The sequence below is a fragment of the Georgenia daeguensis genome, assembly GCF_039537705.1.
Taxonomy (GTDB): domain Bacteria; phylum Actinomycetota; class Actinomycetes; order Actinomycetales; family Actinomycetaceae; genus Georgenia; species Georgenia daeguensis.
Map to the genome: position 1 here is coordinate 32044 of NZ_BAABBA010000006.1, position 19408 is coordinate 51451.

At 69.0% G+C, this 19408-nt stretch carries 13 protein-coding genes and 1 tRNA gene; 1 reads left to right on the forward strand and 13 read right to left on the reverse strand.

Features of this window, described 5'->3' with window-relative positions; genetic code table 11:
* Window positions 1-865: 865 nt before the first annotated feature.
* The 13 genes from tuf to ABD774_RS07515 all read right to left on the reverse strand — a co-directional run bounded on the left by tuf (window position 866) and on the right by ABD774_RS07515 (window position 17756).
* The gene (gene tuf / locus ABD774_RS07455) at window positions 866-2059 is read right to left on the reverse strand and encodes an elongation factor Tu (protein ID WP_345039394.1); all 1194 of its coding nucleotides are present in this window, start codon (window positions 2057-2059) and stop codon (window positions 866-868) included.
* 123 nt (window positions 2060-2182) lie between these two features.
* Window positions 2183-4285 carry an elongation factor G gene (gene fusA, locus ABD774_RS07460; RefSeq protein ID WP_345039397.1) on the reverse strand — a complete coding sequence of 701 codons (2103 nt, stop codon included), beginning with the start codon at window positions 4283-4285 and terminating at the stop codon, window positions 2183-2185.
* Between the two features lie 75 nt (window positions 4286-4360).
* Window positions 4361-4831, reverse strand: coding sequence for a 30S ribosomal protein S7 (gene rpsG, locus ABD774_RS07465; protein WP_345039399.1), 471 nt, complete (start codon window positions 4829-4831; stop codon window positions 4361-4363).
* Window positions 4831-5205 carry a 30S ribosomal protein S12 gene (gene rpsL, locus ABD774_RS07470; RefSeq protein WP_043498211.1) on the reverse strand — a complete coding sequence of 125 codons (375 nt, stop codon included), beginning with the start codon at window positions 5203-5205 and terminating at the stop codon, window positions 4831-4833. The genes rpsG and rpsL overlap by 1 nt, the downstream gene beginning before the upstream one ends.
* A 428-nt stretch (window positions 5206-5633) precedes the next feature.
* On the reverse strand, window positions 5634-9524 hold the full coding sequence (locus ABD774_RS07475) for a DNA-directed RNA polymerase subunit beta' (protein ID WP_345039402.1): 3891 nt from the start codon (window positions 9522-9524) through the stop codon (window positions 5634-5636).
* Between the two features lie 128 nt (window positions 9525-9652).
* Window positions 9653-13162, reverse strand: a complete 3510-nt coding sequence (gene rpoB / locus ABD774_RS07480) for a DNA-directed RNA polymerase subunit beta (RefSeq protein ID WP_345039405.1) — start codon at window positions 13160-13162, stop codon at window positions 9653-9655.
* A 229-nt stretch (window positions 13163-13391) separates the two neighbouring features.
* Entirely contained in the window at window positions 13392-13784 is a 393-nt protein-coding gene (gene rplL, locus ABD774_RS07485) for a 50S ribosomal protein L7/L12 (protein ID WP_345039407.1), read from the reverse strand.
* A gap of 80 nt (window positions 13785-13864) precedes the next feature.
* Window positions 13865-14386 (reverse strand): 50S ribosomal protein L10, encoded by a 522-nt coding sequence (rplJ, locus tag ABD774_RS07490; protein ID WP_345039409.1) that lies wholly within the window; start codon window positions 14384-14386, stop codon window positions 13865-13867.
* A gap of 609 nt (window positions 14387-14995) precedes the next feature.
* Entirely contained in the window at window positions 14996-15712 is a 717-nt protein-coding gene (gene rplA, locus ABD774_RS07495) for a 50S ribosomal protein L1 (RefSeq protein WP_345039412.1), read from the reverse strand.
* Window positions 15713-15801: 89 nt separating this feature from the next.
* A complete protein-coding gene (rplK, locus tag ABD774_RS07500) occupies window positions 15802-16233 on the reverse strand; it encodes a 50S ribosomal protein L11 (protein ID WP_345039414.1) in 432 nt (143 codons plus the stop codon).
* A 64-nt stretch (window positions 16234-16297) separates the two neighbouring features.
* A complete protein-coding gene (gene nusG / locus ABD774_RS07505) occupies window positions 16298-17227 on the reverse strand; it encodes a transcription termination/antitermination protein NusG (protein WP_425554501.1) in 930 nt (309 codons plus the stop codon).
* 71 nt (window positions 17228-17298) lie between these two features.
* Complete coding sequence (gene secE / locus ABD774_RS07510; protein WP_345039417.1) at window positions 17299-17568, reverse strand: preprotein translocase subunit SecE; 270 nt, start codon at window positions 17566-17568, stop codon at window positions 17299-17301.
* Window positions 17569-17680: 112 nt separating this feature from the next.
* Window positions 17681-17756: transfer RNA gene (locus ABD774_RS07515), tRNA-Trp, on the reverse strand.
* A 337-nt stretch (window positions 17757-18093) separates the two neighbouring features.
* Here ABD774_RS07515 and ABD774_RS07520 point away from each other — a divergent pair.
* Window positions 18094-19314 carry a pyridoxal phosphate-dependent aminotransferase gene (locus ABD774_RS07520; protein WP_345039758.1) on the forward strand — a complete coding sequence of 407 codons (1221 nt, stop codon included), beginning with the start codon at window positions 18094-18096 and terminating at the stop codon, window positions 19312-19314.
* Window positions 19315-19408 lie beyond the last annotated feature (94 nt).

Here is a 19408-nt window from a genome sequence, read left to right on the forward strand (position 1 = left end):
ACCTGTACCGACCCCCGCGCTCGGGCGTGTCGCGGAAGGCAACATGCTCCGACCCGGATCCCCGTTCGGGGGTGGTCGTTGTGATGCTTGTTCGGACCTGGGTGTTGGCACCCGATCCAGCAGTCATGTCTCTGGGGCCTGACCCCAGGCAACCGGACTAGTCTGCCAGAGCGACGGGCCAGTTGGCCAATCAGGACCCCTTCCCCGCGGTGAGGACTGGATCACTACCCGGCAGGCACGCTCGCGCGTCCCGGCCCCGTTACGTTACCAGCACGCGGCGCCGGGCCGCGAGCCCCCGGCCCTGATCACCCTTGTGACGCTGCCCACCGGGGCGGGCGCAGCCCGCGGGATCGGCCGGCTCGACCGCGGCCGCAGCTGCCAGCACGTCCACGGCGCCGGCGGCGCCCGATCCGCTTCCTCGCGGATCCGTACGCGGGCCGCGCATGAGGACCGGGGATGACTGGTGTCGCTGTGCGACAGCAACCTCCCCCGTTCCGCGGCGGAAGCGGCTGGGACTGCGGCGGAAGCGACTGGGACGGCCGGACTGCGGGACGGCGGGACGGCGGGACGGCGGGACGGCGGGAGGCAGCATCTCCAAGCCGCACCCTGAGGCTCGGCGCACCCGGACCCGCTCCGCCGCTCTCGCGCCCCAACTTCCCCCCGCACACGCACCCGACCTTGCCGGCGCACACGCCCCGGCCCTGCCCGCACACGCACGCACCCCGAACTGCTGCCGCCCCGCAACACCGACAAGGGCCCGGCAGCTGCTGATGCAGCTGCCGGGCCCTGTGGTCCTGCGCTCGCCGGCCGGGGCCGGCTGCCGGGGTCTCCCCCGGCGGGTGCCAGGCCTAGGCCTGGCGGGCGATCACTTGAGGATCTTGGTGACGCGGCCGGAGCCGACGGTGCGGCCACCCTCGCGGATGGCGAAGCCGAGGCCCTCCTCCATGGCGATCGGCTGGATCAGCTCGACCGTCATCTCGGTGTTGTCGCCGGGCATGACCATCTCGGTGCCCTCGGGCAGCGTGATGACGCCGGTGACGTCGGTGGTCCGGAAGTAGAACTGCGGACGGTAGTTCGAGTAGAAGGGGTTGTGACGACCGCCCTCGTCCTTGGCCAGGATGTAGACCTGACCCTCGAACTGGGTGTGCGGGGTGATCGAGCCGGGCTTGCAGACGACCTGCCCGCGCTCGACGTCCTCGCGCTTGGTGCCGCGCAGCAGCAGGCCGACGTTCTCACCCGCGTCCGCGGTGTCGAGCAGCTTGCGGAACATCTCGATGCCGGTGACGGTGGTGGTCTGCTTCGCCTCCTTGATACCGACGATCTCGACCTCCTCGTTCACCTTGAGCTGGCCACGCTCGACACGACCGGTGACCACGGTGCCGCGGCCGGTGATCGTGAAGACGTCCTCGATGGGCATGAGGAACGGCTTGTCGATGTCGCGGACCGGGTCCGGGACGTTGTTGTCGACGGCGTCCATGAGCTCCTCGACGGACTTGACCCACTCCGGGTCGCCCTCGAGAGCCTTCAGAGCCGAGACGCGCACGACCGGCACGTCGTCGCCGGGGAAGCCCTGGGACGACAGCAGCTCGCGGACCTCCATCTCGACGAGCTCGAGGATCTCCTCGTCGTCGACCATGTCGGCCTTGTTCAGCGCGACCAGCAGGTACGGCACGCCGACCTGGCGGGCGAGCAGAACGTGCTCGCGGGTCTGAGCCATCGGGCCGTCGGTCGCCGCGACCACCAGGATCGCGCCGTCCATCTGGGCGGCACCGGTGATCATGTTCTTGATGTAGTCGGCGTGACCCGGCGCGTCGACGTGCGCGTAGTGGCGCTTCTCCGTCTGGTACTCGACGTGCGAGACGTTGATCGTGATACCGCGCTGACGCTCCTCGGGAGCGTTGTCCACCTGGTCGAACGGGGTGAACTTGTTCAGGTCGGGGTACTTGTCCGCCAGCACCTTCGAGATCGCAGCGGTCAGCGTCGTCTTGCCGTGGTCGACGTGACCGATGGTGCCGATGTTGACGTGCGGCTTGGTCCGCTCGAACTTGGCCTTCGCCACTGGGGTCCTCCTGGGACTTGGGTAGTTGTCTCTCAGCTCTGGCAGGCGCTTGGCGGCCCCTGCCGGGGCGGATGGGATCCTACGGGTCGGTTATGGGGTTACTGCAGGGTCGACCTGTGGGACTCACTCGCCCCGGGTCTTCTTGATGATCTCCTCGGCGACGTTCCGAGGAACCTCCGCGTAGCTGTCGAACTGCATCGAGTACACCGCGCGACCCTGGGTCTTCGACCGGAGGTCGCCGACGTACCCGAACATCTCGGACAGCGGCACGAGAGCGCGGACGACCTTGACGCCGCTCGCGTCTTCCATCGACTGGATCATGCCACGGCGGGAGTTGAGGTCGCCAATGACGTCACCCATGTACTCCTCGGGCGTACGCACCTCGACGTCCATCATCGGCTCCAGCAGGGCCGGGTCGGCCTTGCGGACGCCCTCCTTGAGGACCATGGAGCCGGCGATCTTGAACGCCATCTCCGAGGAGTCGACGTCGTGGTAGGCGCCGTCCAGCAGGGTCGCCTTGACGCCCACCATCGGGTAGCCCGCGAGGACGCCGTTCTGGAGCGCGTCCTGGATGCCGGCGTCCACGCTCGGGATGTACTCGCGCGGGATGCGGCCACCGGTGACCTTGTTCTCGAACTCGTAGAGCTCGCCCTCGGCGGTGTCGAGGGGCTCGAAGGTGACCTGCACCTTCGCGAACTGGCCGGAACCACCGGTCTGCTTCTTGTGGGTGTAGTCGACCTTCTCCACCTTGCGGCGGATGGTCTCCCGGTAGGCGACCATCGGCGCGCCGACGTTGGCCTCGACCTTGAACTCGCGGCGCATGCGGTCCACGAGGATGTCGAGGTGGAGCTCGCCCATGCCGCCGATGACGGTCTGGCCGGTCTCCTCGTCCAGCTTCACGGAGAACGTGGGGTCCTCCTCGGCCAGCTTCTGGATGGCCGTGGAGAGCTTCTCCTGGTCGCCCTTGGTCTTGGGCTCGATGGCCACGTGGATGACCGGCTCGGGGAAGGACATCGACTCGAGGATGATCGGCGAGTCGATGGCGCACAGGGTGTCACCGGTGGTGACGTCCTTGAGACCGATGAAGGCGTAGATGTGCCCGGCGTGGGCGACCTCGATCGGGTTCTCCTTGTTGGAGTGCATCTGGAACATCTTCCCGATGCGCTCCTTCTTCCCCTTGGTGGAGTTGAGGACCTGGGCGCCCTGCGCGACGGTGCCGGAGTAGACACGCACGTAGGTGAGCTTGCCGAAGAAGGGGTGCGTCGCGACCTTGAACGCCAGGGCGGAGAAGGGCTCCTTCTCGTCCGGGTGGCGCTCGACGACCTGCTCCTCGTTGCCGACGGCGTGGCCCTGGACGGCCGGCACGTCGAGCGGGGTGGGCAGGTAGTCGATGACGGCGTCGAGCATGGGCTGGACGCCCTTGTTCTTGAACGCCGAGCCGCAGAAGACCGGGTACGCCTCGCTGGCGACGGTCAGGGCGCGCACGCCCCGCTTGATCTCCTCGACCGTGAGCTCCTCGCCGCCGAGGTACTTCTCGAGCAGCTCCTCGTCAGCCTCCGCGACCTGCTCGATGAGCTTGTTGCGGTACTCCTCGGCCTTCTCCTGAAGGTCGGCCGGGATCTCCTCGACCTCGTAGTCCTCGCCGATCTTCACCTCGCCGCGCCAGGTCAGCGCGCGCATGTTCACGAGGTCGACGACGCCCTGGAAGTCGCTCTCGGAGCCGATCGGCAGCTGCATGACGAGCGGCGTCGCCTTGAGGCGGTCCTCGATGGTCTTGATGGTGAAGTAGAAGTCCGCACCGAGCTTGTCCATCTTGTTGACGAAGCAGATGCGCGGGACGTCGTACTTGTCCGCCTGGCGCCACACCGTCTCGGACTGGGGCTCGACGCCCTCCTTGCCGTCGAAGACGGCGACGGCCCCGTCGAGCACGCGCAGGGAGCGCTCGACCTCGACCGTGAAGTCGACGTGGCCGGGGGTGTCGATGATGTTGATCTGGTTGTTCTTCCAGAAGCAGGTGGTGGCGGCGGAGGTGATGGTGATGCCGCGCTCCTGCTCCTGCTCCATCCAGTCCATCGTCGAGGCACCGTCGTGCGTCTCGCCGATCTTGTAGTTGATGCCGGTGTAGAACAGGATCCGCTCGGTCGTCGTCGTCTTGCCGGCGTCGATGTGCGCCATGATGCCGATGTTGCGGACCTTGGTCAGGTCGGTCAGCACGTCAAGTGCCACGTGAGGCTCTCTTCGGTCGTGTCGTGTGTGAGGACGTGGGGGCCGCCGCCGGGATCACCGGCGGCGGCGCCGTGACTACCAGCGGTAGTGCGCGAAGGCCTTGTTGGACTCGGCCATCTTGTGCGTGTCCTCGCGACGCTTCACCGCGGCGCCGAGGCCGTTGGACGCGTCGAGGATCTCGTTCATGAGGCGCTCGGTCATGGTCTTCTCGCGGCGCGAGCGCGCGTAGTCGACGAGCCAGCGGAGCGCGAGCGTGGTCTGGCGCACCGGCCGGACCTCGACGGGCACCTGGTAGGTGGCGCCACCGACGCGGCGGGAGCGGACCTCGAGGGAGGGACGGACGTTCTCGAGCGCACGCTTGAGGACGACGGCGGGGTCGGACTGCGTCTTGTCGCGAACGCCCTCGAGGGCGCCGTAGACGATGCGCTCGGCCGTGGACTTCTTGCCGTCCTGCAGGACGCGGTTGACCAGCTGGGTCACGACCGGGGAGCCGTAGACCGGGTCGACGACGAGCGGACGCTTCGGGGCGGGGCCCTTACGAGGCATTACTTCTTCTCCTTCTTCGCGCCGTAACGGCTGCGAGCCTGCTGGCGGCCACGAACACCCTGGGTGTCGAGCGCGCCGCGGACGATCTTGTAACGGACACCGGGCAGGTCCTTCACACGACCGCCGCGCACCAGCACGATGGAGTGCTCCTGGAGGTTGTGACCGACGCCGGGGATGTACGCGGTGACCTCGATGCCGGAGGACAGGCGCACGCGGGCGACCTTGCGAAGGGCCGAGTTCGGCTTCTTCGGGGTCGTGGTGTACACGCGGGTGCACACACCGCGACGCTGCGGGCTGCCCTTGAGGGCCGGCGTCTTGGAAGTCCCGACCTTGACGCTACGGCCCTTGCGGACCAGCTGCTGAATCGTGGGCACTACATCTCCGTCTCGAAGTACTTGCTGTGTCGATGTTTCTCTGCTCGCCCGACCACGGGGTCGACCGGCACGGACCGCATCCGGCCCGACCTGGCTCGCTCCCCCTGCCCCCGCTGTCGGGCGTGTCGACCAGCTGCTGCGCGGCCTCGTCTGCCACCGTAAAGGGCGGATCGACGTGCTGCTACTGGGCGGTGACGCCTGCGGGCCCCGCTCCTGCCGGGCTGGTGACCCAGCGGCGTGAGAGGCACGCACGAGAGCCCGAATGTCGCGGGCACCGCCGAACAGCGTACTCTGCGGCGGTTTCGTGCGTCAAAGCTTGGGGCGAGCATGGGGCGTGGCGTGCGACACCTTGGCGGCGCACCACGTCCGTGACACGCGGCGGGGCCGGGAGGTGAGAACCTCTCGGCCCCGCCGCGCCTATGCGTGGATCAGCGGAACTCCAGCCCGTACGTGTCCGGACCGAAGTCCAGGTCGTCGAGGAGGATCGACTCGTTGGTGCCGCCGGTGGGGGCGAAGTCGATGTCGCTGTAGCCCAGCCGGCTGAACGCCTGGGCCTTGGCCTCCTCGGTCGGCTCCACGACCACCTCGTGGTAGCGGGGCAGGCCCGTCCCGGCCGGGATGAGCTTACCGAGGATGACGTTCTCCTTGAGGCCGAGGAGCGGGTCCCGCCGGCTGCTCATGGCCGCCTCGGTGAGCACCTTCGTCGTCTCCTGGAAGGAGGCGGCGGAGAGCCACGAGTCGGTGGCGAGCGAGGCCTTGGTGATACCCATCAGCTCGGGCCGGCCGGAGGCGGGGGTGCCGCCCTCGGAGACCACGCGCCGGTTCTCGGTCTCGAAACGGCTGCGCTCCATGAGCTCGCCGGGCAGCAGTCGCGAGTCGCCGGAGTCGAGCACCGTCACGCGGCGCAGCATCTGGCGGACGATGACCTCGATGTGCTTGTCGTGGATGTCCACGCCCTGGGAGCGGTAGACCTCCTGGACCTGCTCGACGAGGTGCTTCTGCGTGGCGCGCGGGCCGAGGATCCGCAGGACCTTCTTCGGGTCCACGGCACCGGCGATCAGCTGCTTGCCGACGGCGACGTGCTCGCCGTCCTCGACCAGCAGGCGGGCACGCTTGGTGACCGGGTAGACGGCGTCCTCCTGGCCGTCGTCGCGCGTGATGACGATCTTGCGCGTGCGCTCGGTGTCGTCGATCTTCACGCGGCCGGCGGCCTCGGCGATCGGGGCCTCACCCTTGGGGGTGCGGGCCTCGAACAGCTCCTGGACACGGGGCAGACCCTGCGTGATGTCCTCCGCGGAGGCGGCGCCACCGGTGTGGAACGTACGCATGGTCAGCTGCGTGCCGGGCTCGCCGATGGACTGCGCGGCGATGATGCCGACGGCCTCGCCGATGTCCACCAGCTTGCCGGTGGCCAGGGAGCGGCCGTAGCACTTGGCGCAGGTACCGACGCGGGACTCGCAGGTCAGCACCGAGCGGATCTTGACCTCGGTGATGCCGGCCGCGACGAGGCGCTCGATGAGCACGTCGCCCGCGTCGTCGCCCGCCGCGGCGAGGACGTTGCCGTCCGCGTCCTTGACGTCCTGGGCGACCGTACGGGCGTAGACGCTGGTCTCCACCGTCTCGGCGCGCACCAGGTTGCCCTGGGAGTCCGGCTCGGCGATCGTCATCGTCAGGCCCATGCGGGTGCCGCAGTCGTCCTCGCGGACGATGACGTCCTGGGAGACGTCCACCAGACGACGGGTGAGGTACCCGGAGTCGGCGGTCCGCAGGGCGGTGTCGGCCAGGCCCTTGCGGGCACCGTGGGTGGCGATGAAGTACTCGAGGACGGACAGGCCCTCGCGGTAGTTGGACTTGATCGGGCGCGGGATGATCTCGCCCTTCGGGTCCGCCACCAGACCACGCATACCGGCGATCTGACGGACCTGCATCCAGTTACCGCGGGCACCCGAGGAGACCATGCGGAACACCGTGTTGCGCTCCGGGAAGTTCTCCCGCATCGCCGCGTCGACGTCGTTGGTCGCCTGGGTCCAGATGTCGATGAGCTCCTGACGGCGCTCGTCGTCCGTGATCAGACCGATGTCGTACTGCTCCTGGATCTTCGCGGCCTCCCCCTCGTACTTCTCGAGGATGCCCGCCTTCGCCTCGGGGGCGACGACGTCGGAGATCGCGATGGTCACGCCGGAGCGCGACGCCCACCGGAAGCCGGCCTCCTTCAGCGCGTCGAGGCTCGCCCCGACCTCCACCTTCGGGTACCGCTCGGCCAGGTCGTTGACGATGCTGCCGAGCACCTTCTTGTCCACCACACCGTTGATGTACGGGTAGTCGACCGGCAGCAGCTCGTTGAACAGGGCGCGGCCCAGCGTGGTCTCGAGGACGTACGGGTCGCCGTCCTCCCAGCCCTCCGGCGCCGTCCAGCCCTGCGGCGGGACGAGCTCGGGGAAGCGGATCTTCACGACCGCGTTGAGGTCGAGCTCGCCGGCGTCGTAGGCCATGATCGCCTCGGCCATGGAGGCGAAGGAACGGCCCTCGCCCAGGGCGTCGCTGCGGTCCGACGTCAGGTGGAACAGGCCGATGATCATGTCCTGGGTGGGCATGGTCACCGGACGGCCGTCCGACGGCTTGAGGATGTTGTTCGAGGACAGCATCAGGATGCGGGCCTCGGCCTGCGCCTCCGCGCTCAGCGGCAGGTGCACGGCCATCTGGTCGCCGTCGAAGTCGGCGTTGAACGCGCCGCAGACGAGCGGGTGCAGCTGGATGGCCTTGCCCTCGACCAGCTGGGGCTCGAAGGCCTGGATGCCCAGGCGGTGCAGGGTCGGGGCGCGGTTGAGCAGCACCGGGTGCTCGCGGATGACCTCGGAGAGGACGTCCCACACCTGCGGGCGCGAGCGCTCGACCATGCGCTTGGCCGCCTTGATGTTCTGCGCGTGGTTGAGGTCCACGAGGCGCTTCATCACGAACGGCTTGAACAGCTCCAGGGCCATCTGCTTGGGCAGACCGCACTGGTGCAGCTGCAGGGTCGGGCCGACCACGATGACCGAACGGCCGGAGTAGTCGACGCGCTTGCCGAGCAGGTTCTGGCGGAACCGGCCCTGCTTGCCCTTGAGCATGTCGGAGATCGACTTCAGGGCTCGGTTGCCCGGGCCCGTCACCGGACGCCCGCGGCGGCCGTTGTCGAAGAGCGCGTCCACCGACTCCTGGAGCATGCGCTTCTCGTTGTTGACGATGATCTCAGGCGCGCCGAGGTCGAGCAGCCGCTTGAGGCGGTTGTTGCGATTGATGACGCGGCGATACAGGTCGTTCAGGTCGGAGGTGGCGAAGCGGCCACCGTCGAGCTGGACCATCGGGCGCAGGTCCGGCGGGATGACCGGGACGCAGTCCAGGACCATGCCCAGCGGCGAGTTGCCGGTGGTGAGGAACGCGTTGACGACCTTCAGGCGCTTCAGCGCCCGGGTCTTGCGCTGACCGGTGCCCGTGGCGATGGTCTCGCGCAGGGAGTCGGCCTCGGCCTGCAGGTCGAAGGTCTCCAGGCGCTTCTGGATCGCCTCGGCGCCCATCGAGCCCTTGAAGTAGATGCCGTAGCGGGCGTTGAGCTCGCGGTAGAGCAGCTCGTCACCCTCGAGGTCACCGACCTTGAGGTTCTTGAAGCGGTCCCAGACGCGCTCGAGCCGGTCGAGGTCCTGGTCCGCGCGCTTGCGGATCTGGGCCATCTCGCGCTCGGCGGACTTGCGCACCTTGTCGCGCGCGTCGGCCTTGGCGCCGGACGCCTCGAGCTCGGCGAGGTCGGCCTCGAGCCGCTGGGCGCGGGCCTCGATGTCGGCGTCGCGCCGGGTCTCGACCTGCTTCTTCTCCAGGTCCATCTCGTTCTGGAGAGAGGGCTGGTCCTCGTGCCGGCCGTCCTCGTCCACCTCGGTGATCATGTAGGCGGCGAAGTAGATGACCTTCTCAAGGTCCTTCGGCGCCAGGTTGAGCAGGTACCCCAGGCGCGAGGGGACGCCCTTGAAGTACCAGATGTGCGTGACGGGCGCGGCCAGCTCGATGTGGCCCATGCGCTCGCGCCGGACCTTCGAGCGGGTGACCTCGACACCGCAGCGCTCGCAGATGATGCCCTTGTAGCGCACGCGCTTGTACTTGCCGCACGCGCACTCCCAGTCCCGGGTGGGGCCGAAGATCTGCTCGCCGAACAGACCGTCCTTCTCCGGCTTCAGGGTGCGGTAGTTGATGGTCTCGGGCTTCTTGACCTCACCGTGCGACCACTCACGCACGTCGCCCGCGGTCGCGAGCGAGATGTGGAGCTGGTCGAAGACATTGACGTCGAGCAAGGGTTCCTACTTCCTCCGGTAGAACACCGTGTACAGCTTTTCGATGAGCGGCGGCGGGCTGGTGGCGCCGGGAGCGCCGCCGACCGTGTTCTTGCGGTCGGCGGCGGTCCGGCACGCCCTGTCGGGCTCTACAGTTCGTCGACGCTGCTGGCGTCGGGGCGCCGCGAGAGGTCGATGCCGAGCTCCTCAGCGGCCCGGTACACCTCGTCGTCGGCGTCCCGCAGCTCGATGGCGTTGCCCTCGGCGTCGAGCGCCTCGACGTTCAGGCAGAGCGAGCGCATCTCCTGGATGAGCACCTTGAAGGACTCGGGGATCCCGGGCTCGGGGATGTTCTCGCCCTTGACGATGGCCTCGTAGACCTTCACGCGGCCGGTCACGTCGTCGGACTTGATCGTCAGCAGCTCCTGCAGGGCGTAGGCGGCGCCGTAGGCCTCGAGGGCCCAGACCTCCATCTCGCCGAAGCGCTGACCACCGAACTGCGCCTTACCGCCCAGCGGCTGCTGGGTGATCATCGAGTACGGACCCGTCGAGCGCGCGTGGATCTTGTCGTCCACCAGGTGGTGCAGCTTGAGGATGTACATGTAACCCACGGAGATCGGCTCCGGGAACGGCTCGCCGGAGCGGCCGTCGAAGAGCTGAGCCTTGCCGTCGGAGTTCACGAGCCGGTCCCCGTCGCGCGTGAGCGTGGTGTGCTGGAGCAGACCCTGGACCTCCTCCTGGTGGATTCCGTCGAACACCGGCGTGGCCACCGGGGTGCGCGGGGCACCCTTGAGGGCCTCCTCCGGCAGGTGCTTGGTCCACTCCTCGGCCGCCTTGGCGGCCTCGGTGACGTCCCAGCCCTGCGCGGCGATCCAGCCGAGGTGCAGCTCGAGCACCTGGCCCACGTTCATGCGTCCGGGGACGCCGAGCGGGTTGAGGATGACGTCCACCGGCGTGCCGTCGGGCAGGAACGGCATGTCCTCGACCGGGAGGATCTTGGAGATGACGCCCTTGTTGCCGTGACGGCCGGCGAGCTTGTCGCCGTCGGTGATCTTGCGGCGCTGCGCGATGTAGACGCGGACCATCTGGTTCACGCCCGGGGGCAGCTCGTCGCCGTCCTCCTCGGAGAACTCGCGGATGCCGATGACGATGCCGGACTCGCCGTGCGGCACCTTCAGGGAGGTGTCGCGCACCTCGCGCGCCTTCTCGCCGAAGATCGCACGGAGCAGGCGCTCCTCGGACGTCAGCTCGGTCTCGCCCTTCGGGGTGACCTTGCCGACGAGGATGTCGCCGGAGCTGACCTCGGCACCGATGCGGATGATGCCGCGCTCGTCCAGGTCGGCGAGGACCTCCTCGGAGACGTTCGGGATGTCCCGGGTGATCTCCTCGGCGCCCAGCTTCGTCTCGCGGGCGTCGACCTCGTGCTCCTCGATGTGGATCGAGGTGAGCACGTCGTCGGCCACGATGCGCTGGGACAGGATGATGGCGTCCTCGTAGTTGTAGCCCTCCCACGACATGAAGGCGACGAGGAGGTTGCGGCCCAGGGCCAGCTCGCCGTCGTCGGTGGCGGGGCCGTCCGCGAGGACGGAGCCGACCTCGACGCGGGCGCCCTCGTCGACCAGCACGCGCTGGTTGTAGGAGTTGCCCTGGTTCGAGCGGCGGAACTTGGCCACGCGGTAGACCTGGGTCGTCCCGTCGTCGGCGGCCACCTGGATGGCGTCGGCCGAGACCTCGGTGACCACGCCGGCCTTCGCGGCGACGATGACGTCACCGGCGTCGACGGCGGCGCGGCGCTCCATGCCGGTCCCGACCAGCGGGGCCTCGCTGCGCAGCAGCGGCACGGCCTGGCGCTGCATGTTCGCGCCCATGAGCGCGCGGTTGGCGTCGTCGTGCTCGAGGAACGGGATCATGGCCGTGGCCACGGAGACCATCTGGCGCGCGGAGACGTCCATGTAGTCGATCTCGTCGATCGCGACCAGGGCCGGCTCACCGCCGGAGAGACGGCACAGGGCCGAGTCCTCGACGAACCTGCCCTCGTCGTCGAGCGGGGCCGAGGCCTGCGCGATGACGTGACGGTCCTCGTCGTCGGCCGTGAGGTAGACGACGTCGTCCGTGACCACGCCGTCCTTGACCACGCGGTACGGGGTCTCGACGAAGCCGAACGGGTTGATGCGTGCGAACGTCGCGAGCGAGCCGATCAGACCGATGTTCGGGCCCTCAGGGGTCTCGATGGGGCACATGCGCCCGTAGTGCGACGGGTGGACGTCACGGACCTCCATGCCGGCGCGGTCGCGGGAGAGACCGCCCGGGCCGAGCGCGGACAGGCGGCGCTTGTGCGTCAGGCCGGCCAGCGGGTTGTTCTGGTCCATGAACTGCGAGAGCTGCGACGTCCCGAAGAACTCCTTGATCGACGCCACGACGGGGCGGATGTTGATCAGGGTCTGCGGGGTGATCGCCTCGACGTCCTGCGTGGTCATGCGCTCGCGGACGACGCGCTCCATGCGGGACAGGCCGGTGCGGACCTGGTTCTGGATCAGCTCGCCGACGGCGCGGATGCGGCGGTTGCCGAAGTGGTCGATGTCGTCGGTCTCGACGCGGACCTCGATCGCCTCACCGTTGCGGGTGCCCGGGATCGACTCGTCGCCCTTGTGGAGGGCGAGCAGGAACTTGATGGTCGCGGTGATGTCGTCCAGGCGCAGGACCGACTCGCCGAGCTCCGTGGTCAGCCCGAGCTTCTTGTTGATCTTGTAGCGGCCGACCTTGGCGAGGTCGTAGCGCTTCGGGTTGAAGTAGTAGTTCTCCAGCAGAGTGCGGCCGGCCTCGACGGTCGGCGGCTCGCCGGGGCGGACCTTCCGGTAGATGTCGAGCAGCGCCTCGTCCTGGGTGTGGACGTTGTCCTTCTCCAGGGTCTCGAGCAGGACGGGGTAGTCCGCGAACTCCTCGCGGATCTCCGACTCGGTCATGCCGAGGGCGCGCAGGAAGACGGTGACCGACTGCTTGCGCTTGCGGTCGATGCGCACGCCGACGGCGTCGCGCTTGTCGATCTCGAACTCCAGCCAGGCGCCGCGGCTCGGGATGACCTTGGTGGTGAAGATGTCCTTGTCGGACGTCTTGTCCGGCGTCCGCTCGAAGTAGACCCCCGGGGAGCGGACGAGCTGGGACACGACGACACGCTCGGTGCCGTTGATGATGAAGGTGCCGCGCTCGGTCATGAGCGGGAAGTCGCCCATGAACACCGTCTGCGACTTGATCTCGCCGGTGGTGTAGTTGACGAACTCCGCCGTGACGAACAGCGGGGCGGCGTAGGTGAAGTCCTTCTCCTTGCACTCCTCGGCCGTGTACTTCGGCGGCTCGAAGCGGTGGTCGCGGAAGGAGAGCGACATGGACTGGCCGAAGTCCTCGATCGGGGAGATCTCGGCGAAGATCTCCTCCAGGCCCGACGTGTTGTTCACGTTCGTGTCACCGCTCGCGGCGGCGGCCTCGACGCGGGCGCGCCAGGCGTCGTCACCGAGCAGCCAGTCGAAGCTCTCGGTCTGGAGCCCGAGAAGGTCCGGCGCCTGGAGCGGCTCGTGGATTTTTGCGAACGACACGCGGCGGGATGCCGTACGGTTCGCGATAGCGTCAGCAGTAGGTGCGGAAGAGGTGCGCGAGGCAGCCAAAGGGGGTCCTTCCCTGCAGTTGGAATGCACGCTGCAATGATCACCTGGGACGGGCGGCCTGATTGCAGGCAGAAGTCAGCGCAAAGCGACAGCATACCGGCCGGATGGTGCGAAGTCCAGCGGGTACGGGACGAGGCCCGCACCACAGGTGCGGGCCTCGTCGTCGAGCCGTACGGGCCGGCCGGTCCCCCGCGGGCGCCGCGGCGCAGCAGCGGGGGCCGGCCTCAGATCACTTGAGGGTGACGGTGGCCCCGGCGCCCTCGAGGGCCTCCTTGGCCTTGTCGGCCACGTCCTTGGCCACGCCCTCCAGGACCGGCTTGGGCGCGCCGTCGACGAGGTCCTTGGCCTCCTTCAGGCCGAGGGAGGTCAGGGCGCGCACCTCCTTGATGACCTGGATCTTCTTGTCGCCGACCGACTCGAGGACGACGTCGAACTCCGACTTCTCCTCCTCGGCCTCCTCGGCGGCGCCACCACCGGCCGGCGCGCCGGCGGCGGCAACGGCGACGGGGGCGGCGGCGGTGACCTCGAAGGTCTCCTCGAACTGCTTCACGAACTCGGAGAGCTCGATGAGGGTGAGCTCCTTGAAAGCCTCGATGAGCTCTTCGGTGCTGAGCTTCGCCATGGTAGGCGTTCCTTCCTGGTAGTCCTGCTACGCGAGCAGAGGGTTGGGGTGGTGCGTGCCGTGACCTGTCCCGGGCGGGATCAGGCCTCGGCGGCCTGCTTCTCGCGCAGGGCCTCGATGGTGCGCGCGGCCTGGGTGGCCGGCGCGGTGAAGAGGTAGGCAGCCTGGAACAGCGCAGCCTTGAACGCTCCGGCCGCCTTGCCCAGCAGCACGTCGCGGGACTCGAGCTCGGCGAGCTTGGTGACGTCCTGGGCGGAGAGCTTGTTGCCCTCCAGGACGCCCGCCTTGATCACGAGCTGAGGGTTCGCCTTGGCGAAGTCACGCAGGGCCTTGGCCGCGTCGACCGGCTCCCCGGTCACGAACGCGATCGCGGTGGGGCCGGAGAGCTCGTCCTCGAGGTTGTCGAGGCCGGCCTCCTTCGCCGCGATGGCCGTCAGCGTGTTCTTCACCACGGCGTAGCTAGCGGTACCGGCGAGCGAGCGGCGCAGCTGCTTGAGCTGGGCGACGCTGAGCCCGCGGTACTCGGTCAGCACGACGGCGCTCGACTCACGGAACTGCTCCGTGATCTCGGCAACCGCTGCCGCCTTGTCAGGCCTCGCCATGGCCCTCCTTCCGGTAGTGACGCCGGTCGGTGGGCCCGGAACGAAGAAGAGCCCCGTGCGCAGGAAGGCACGGGGCTCGAACGCCACTCAGGGCACTGAAGCTCGTATCTCACCTGCGCTGGCTCCGCGTTCGCGGACTTGGCCCCGTCTGAGCGACGGGCGACCGGCGGTCTTTGGCAGATGACACCCTACCCGGTCCGGAGAGGTCCGGGCAACGCCCGGGCGGGCCGACGGTCCGGTCGCGGCCGTGTCCTTGGCCACACGCGGGCCCCGACCCTGCCATACAGCCGGCGGCCGCCGGCCGCCATTGCGGAGGAATTTCGTACGGCGATTCCTGACGTTGTTCTGCCAGAGCGGCACCGCTGTGCGGCTCTGCGGGTGCGGCGAGGGACCCGGCCCGAGGCCACCGCTTTGAGGCGTAGCTTCGTACGGCTACACCTGACGTTGTTCCGCCGGAGCGGCGGGTACCGGTGGCCGTGGGCTGTCGGGGCTCCGCGGGTGCCGCGGTGACGTCGGCCCGGCCCCCCAGAGCGGACGACGTCGGCCCGGCACCTTCCTTGCGGAAGGCCCGGGCCGTCGTCGTCGATCCTGGATCAACTCATCCCTGGATCAGGAAGCGTCCTCGGTGGTGAGGTTGCGCGTCTTGGTCGCGTCCAGCGGGATGCCGGGGCCCATGGTGGTGGTCATGGTCGCCTTGGTGATGTAGCGGCCCTTGGAGCTGGCCGGCTTGAGGCGCAGGATCTCCTCCTGGGCGGCGGCGTAGTTCTCGACGAGCAGCTTCTCGTCGAAGCTGGCCTTGCCGATGATGAAGTGCAGGTTCGAGTGCTTGTCCACGCGGAACTCGATGCGGCCACCCTTGATGTCGTTCACGGCCTTGGCCACGTCCATCGTCACGGTGCCGGTCTTCGGGTTCGGCATGAGGCCACGGGGCCCGAGCACGCGGCCGAGGCGGCCGACCTTGCCCATGAGGTCGGGCGTCGCCACGGCGGCGTCGAAGTCGGTGTACCCGGCCGCGACCTTCTCGATCAGCTCGTCGCCACCGACCTCGTCCGCCCCGGCCTCGATGGCCTGGTTGGCCCGCTCACCGACGGCGAAGACCACGACCCGAGCGGTCTTGCCGGTGCCGTGCGGCAGGTTGACGGTGCCGCGGACCATCTGGTCCGCCTTGCGGGGGTCGACGCCGAGGCGGAAGACGACCTCGACGGTGGAGTCGAACTTGGTGGTGGCGCTCTCCTTGGCCAGGCGCACGGCCTGGAGGGGGGCGTAGAGCTCGCCGTCGTGAATCTTCTCGGCGGCCTTGCGGTAGTTCTTGCTGCGCGTTGCCATCTGCTTCTCTTTCCTGTGCAGTCGTGGTCTGCGGGTCCGCGCGGACCCTGCCACTGGCGGCGCCTGGGGCGCCGCGTCGGGTTGTTCGGTCAGCCCTCGACCGTGATGCCCATGGAGCGGGCGGTGCCGGCGATGATCTTCTCGGCGGCCTCGATGTCGTTGGCGTTGAGGTCTTCCTGCTTGGTGCGGGCGATCTCCTGGACCTGCTCACGGGTGATCTTGGCGACCTTGACCGTGTGCGGGGTTCCGGAGCCCTTGGCCACACCGGCGGCCTTCTTGATCATCTCGGCGGCCGGCGGGGTCTTCGTGACGAAGGTGAAGGAGCGGTCCTCGTAGACCGTGATCTCCACCGGGATCACGTTGCCACGCTGCGACTCGGTAGCCGCGTTGTAGGCCTTGCAGAACTCCATGATGTTCACGCCGTGCTGACCCAGCGCGGGGCCGATCGGCGGCGCAGGGGTCGCAGCGCCGGCCTGGATCTGGAGCTTGATCAGGCCTGCGACCTTCTTCTTGGGGGGCATGTTCGGGTCCTAACGATTCTTCCTGGGATACCCGCCGGCCCTCGGCCGGCGGACGCCTCGTCCCTCAGATCTTGGCGACCTGGGAGAACGACAGCTCGACCGGGGTCTCCCGGCCGAAGATCGTGACGAGCACCTTGAGCTTCTGGCTCTCGGGGCTGATCTCGGAGATGGTGGCGGGCAGCGTCTCGAACGGGCCGTCGGTGACCGTGACCGACTCGCCGACCTCGAAGTCCACGTGGATGGGTGTGGGCGCGGCGCCACCGGTGCTGGCGGCGGCCTTCCCGGCAGCGGCCGGGGCGGCGGCCTGCACGGTGGGGGCGAGCATCGAGAAGACCTCGTCCTCGGTCAGCGGCACCGGCTGGTGGGTGTTGCCCACGAAGCCCGTCACCCCGGGCGTGTGGCGCACGGCGCCCCACGACTCGTCGGTGAGGTCCATGCGCACGAGGGTGTAGCCCGGCACACGCACGCGGCTGACCACCTTGCGCTGGGCGTTCTTGATCTCGACGACCTCTTCCATGGGGACCTCCACCTGGAAGATGTAGTCCTCCATGTTGAGGCTCTGGATGCGGTTCTCCAGGTTCGCCTTCACACGCTTCTCGTACCCGGCGTACGTGTGGACCACGTACCAGTCGCCGGGCAGGTGACGCAGCTCCTTGCGGAACGCCTCGGCCGGGTCCTGGTCGGCCTCGTCGGCCTCCGCGGAGGCCGTCTCGGGCACGGACTCGTCCGTCACGGCGTCGGGCGCGACCTCGTCGAGCCCGTCGGAGTCGGCCTCGTCCGTCCCGGCGGACAGCGCCTCGCCGGCGTCCTCGAGGTCGGACTCGTCCGCGTCAACCCGGTCGGCCGCGTCGTCGTCCTCGTTCTCGAACAGGTCGACCTCGCCGTGCTCGGGGGCAGCGTCGACCTCGGTGTCGTCGACAGCCGGGGTGTCCGGCTGCCCGGGCTCGAGCGACGCCTCGTCGACGTTCTGGGGCTCGAGATTCTCCTCAGGCACAGGGGACCTGCTTTCTGATCAGTGGGATGGCTACCGGTCGGCCGGCTGCCGGGCGGACGGCCTCATGGGGCTCAGCCGAAGATCCACAGCACGAGCCGGCCGAACGTCAGGTCGAGCAGCCCCACGAAGGCCATGATCACCGCGACGAACACGAGCACGACCACGAAGTAGGTCATGAGCTCGCTGCGGGTCGGGCGGACGACCTTCTTGAGCTCTGCGATCACCTGGCGGACGAACAGGGCGATGCGGCCGAACAGGCCACGCTCCTTCTTCGGCCGCGACCCGTCGGCGCTCGCGGCACGCTCGGGCCGCCCCGAGGTCGCGCTCGCAGACTCGCTCACAGGTTGCTTCCTTCGTTCTGCCGGGTCCGACGCCGCCCCGGTCGGGCGGGTCCGGCTCGCCGTGCGGCGAAGCCATCAGGATATCCGCGCCCTCCCGAGGGAGACGCCGTCCTGGCAGGGCAGGAGGGACTCGAACCCACAACCGCCGGTTTTGGAGACCGGTGCGCTACCAATTGCGCCACTGCCCTATCAGTGATCCGCACGCCATGCTCTCGCCACCCTCACGGGCACGCTCCAGCATGGTGGACGTCAACCACCGGCGTCGAGTGTACGTGGTCGAGCGCCTTTTGGTCGAACTCGGACCGCAGGGAGCCTCGTCACACGCGAGCTGCCGCCGTTCCTGACGAGTCCCGGACCCCGCGGACGGCGGTGCCGGACCCCGCGGACGGCCGGTCCCGGGCCCCCGCGGACGGCCGGTCATCGGCGCGCGGACGGCCGGTCCGCGGACCCACGGAGGGCACGGTCCCGCACGCTGGTGCCCGCGGAGCGAACGTCCCGGTGACCGCCCGGTGGGCGCGTGCCACGATAGGCGACGTGAGCGCACCCACCTCCTCCAAGCCCCGAGTCTCCGCCCGCCTGGCCGCGATCGCCGAGTCGGCCACGCTCGCCGTCGACGCCAAGGCCAAGGCCCTCAAGGCCGCCGGCCGGCCCGTGATCGGCTTCGGCGCCGGCGAGCCCGACTTCCCGACGCCCGACTACATCGTCGAGGCCGCCGTCGCCGCCGCGAAGGACCCGGTCAACCACCGGTACACCCCCGCGAAGGGGCTGCCGGCGCTCCGCGAGGCCATCGCGGCGAAGACCCTGCGCGACTCCGGGTACGAGGTCTCCCCTGACTCCGTGCTCGTCACCAACGGCGGGAAGCAGGCCGTCTACCAGGCCTTCGCCGCGATCATCGACCCGGGCGACGAGGTCCTGCTGCCGGCGCCGTACTGGACCACGTACCCCGAGGCCATCGCACTGGCCGGCGGCACGCCGGTCGAGGTCTTCGCCGGTGCCGACCAGGAGTACCTCGTCACGGTCGAGCAGCTGGAGGCCGCCCGCACCGAGCGCACGAAGGCGCTGCTCTTCTGCTCGCCGTCGAACCCGACCGGCGCGGTCTACTCCCCCGAGCAGACCGAGGCGATCGGCCGCTGGGCCGTCGAGCACGGCGTGTGGGTCATCACCGACGAGATCTACGAGCACCTCGTCTACGACGACGCCGTGTTCACCCCGATCCAGCGGGCGGTCCCCGAGCTGGTGGACACCTCCATCGTCCTGAACGGCGTCGCGAAGACGTACGCCATGACGGGCTGGCGGGTGGGCTGGATGATCGGCCCGAACGACGTCATCAAGGCCGCGACCAACCTGCAGTCGCACCTGACCTCCAACGTCGCCAACGTCTCCCAGCGGGCCGCGATCGCGGCGCTGACCGGTGACCTGTCCGCCGTGGAGCAGATGCGGACGGCGTTCGACCGCCGCCGCCGCACGATGGTGGAGATGCTCCGCGCGATCGACGGCGTCGTGCTGCCCACCCCCAAGGGCGCGTTCTACGCCTACCCGTCCGTCGAGGGCGTCCTCGGCCGGACGATCCGCGGCCGCACGCCCACCACCTCGGCCGAGCTCGCGAGCCTCATCCTCGAGGAGGTCGAGGTGGCGGTCGTGCCGGGTGAGGCCTTCGGCCCGAGCGGGTTCCTGCGGCTGAGCTACGCCCTGGGCGACGACGACCTGGCCGAGGGCGTCGGCCGCATCCAGGAGCTGCTCGCCTGAGCGACCCTTCGCACCCGACGGCGGAGCCCGGGACCCGCGCTAATGCGCCGGTCCCGGGCTCTTCTCATGCCCGTCTCATCCGCGTGCACCACGA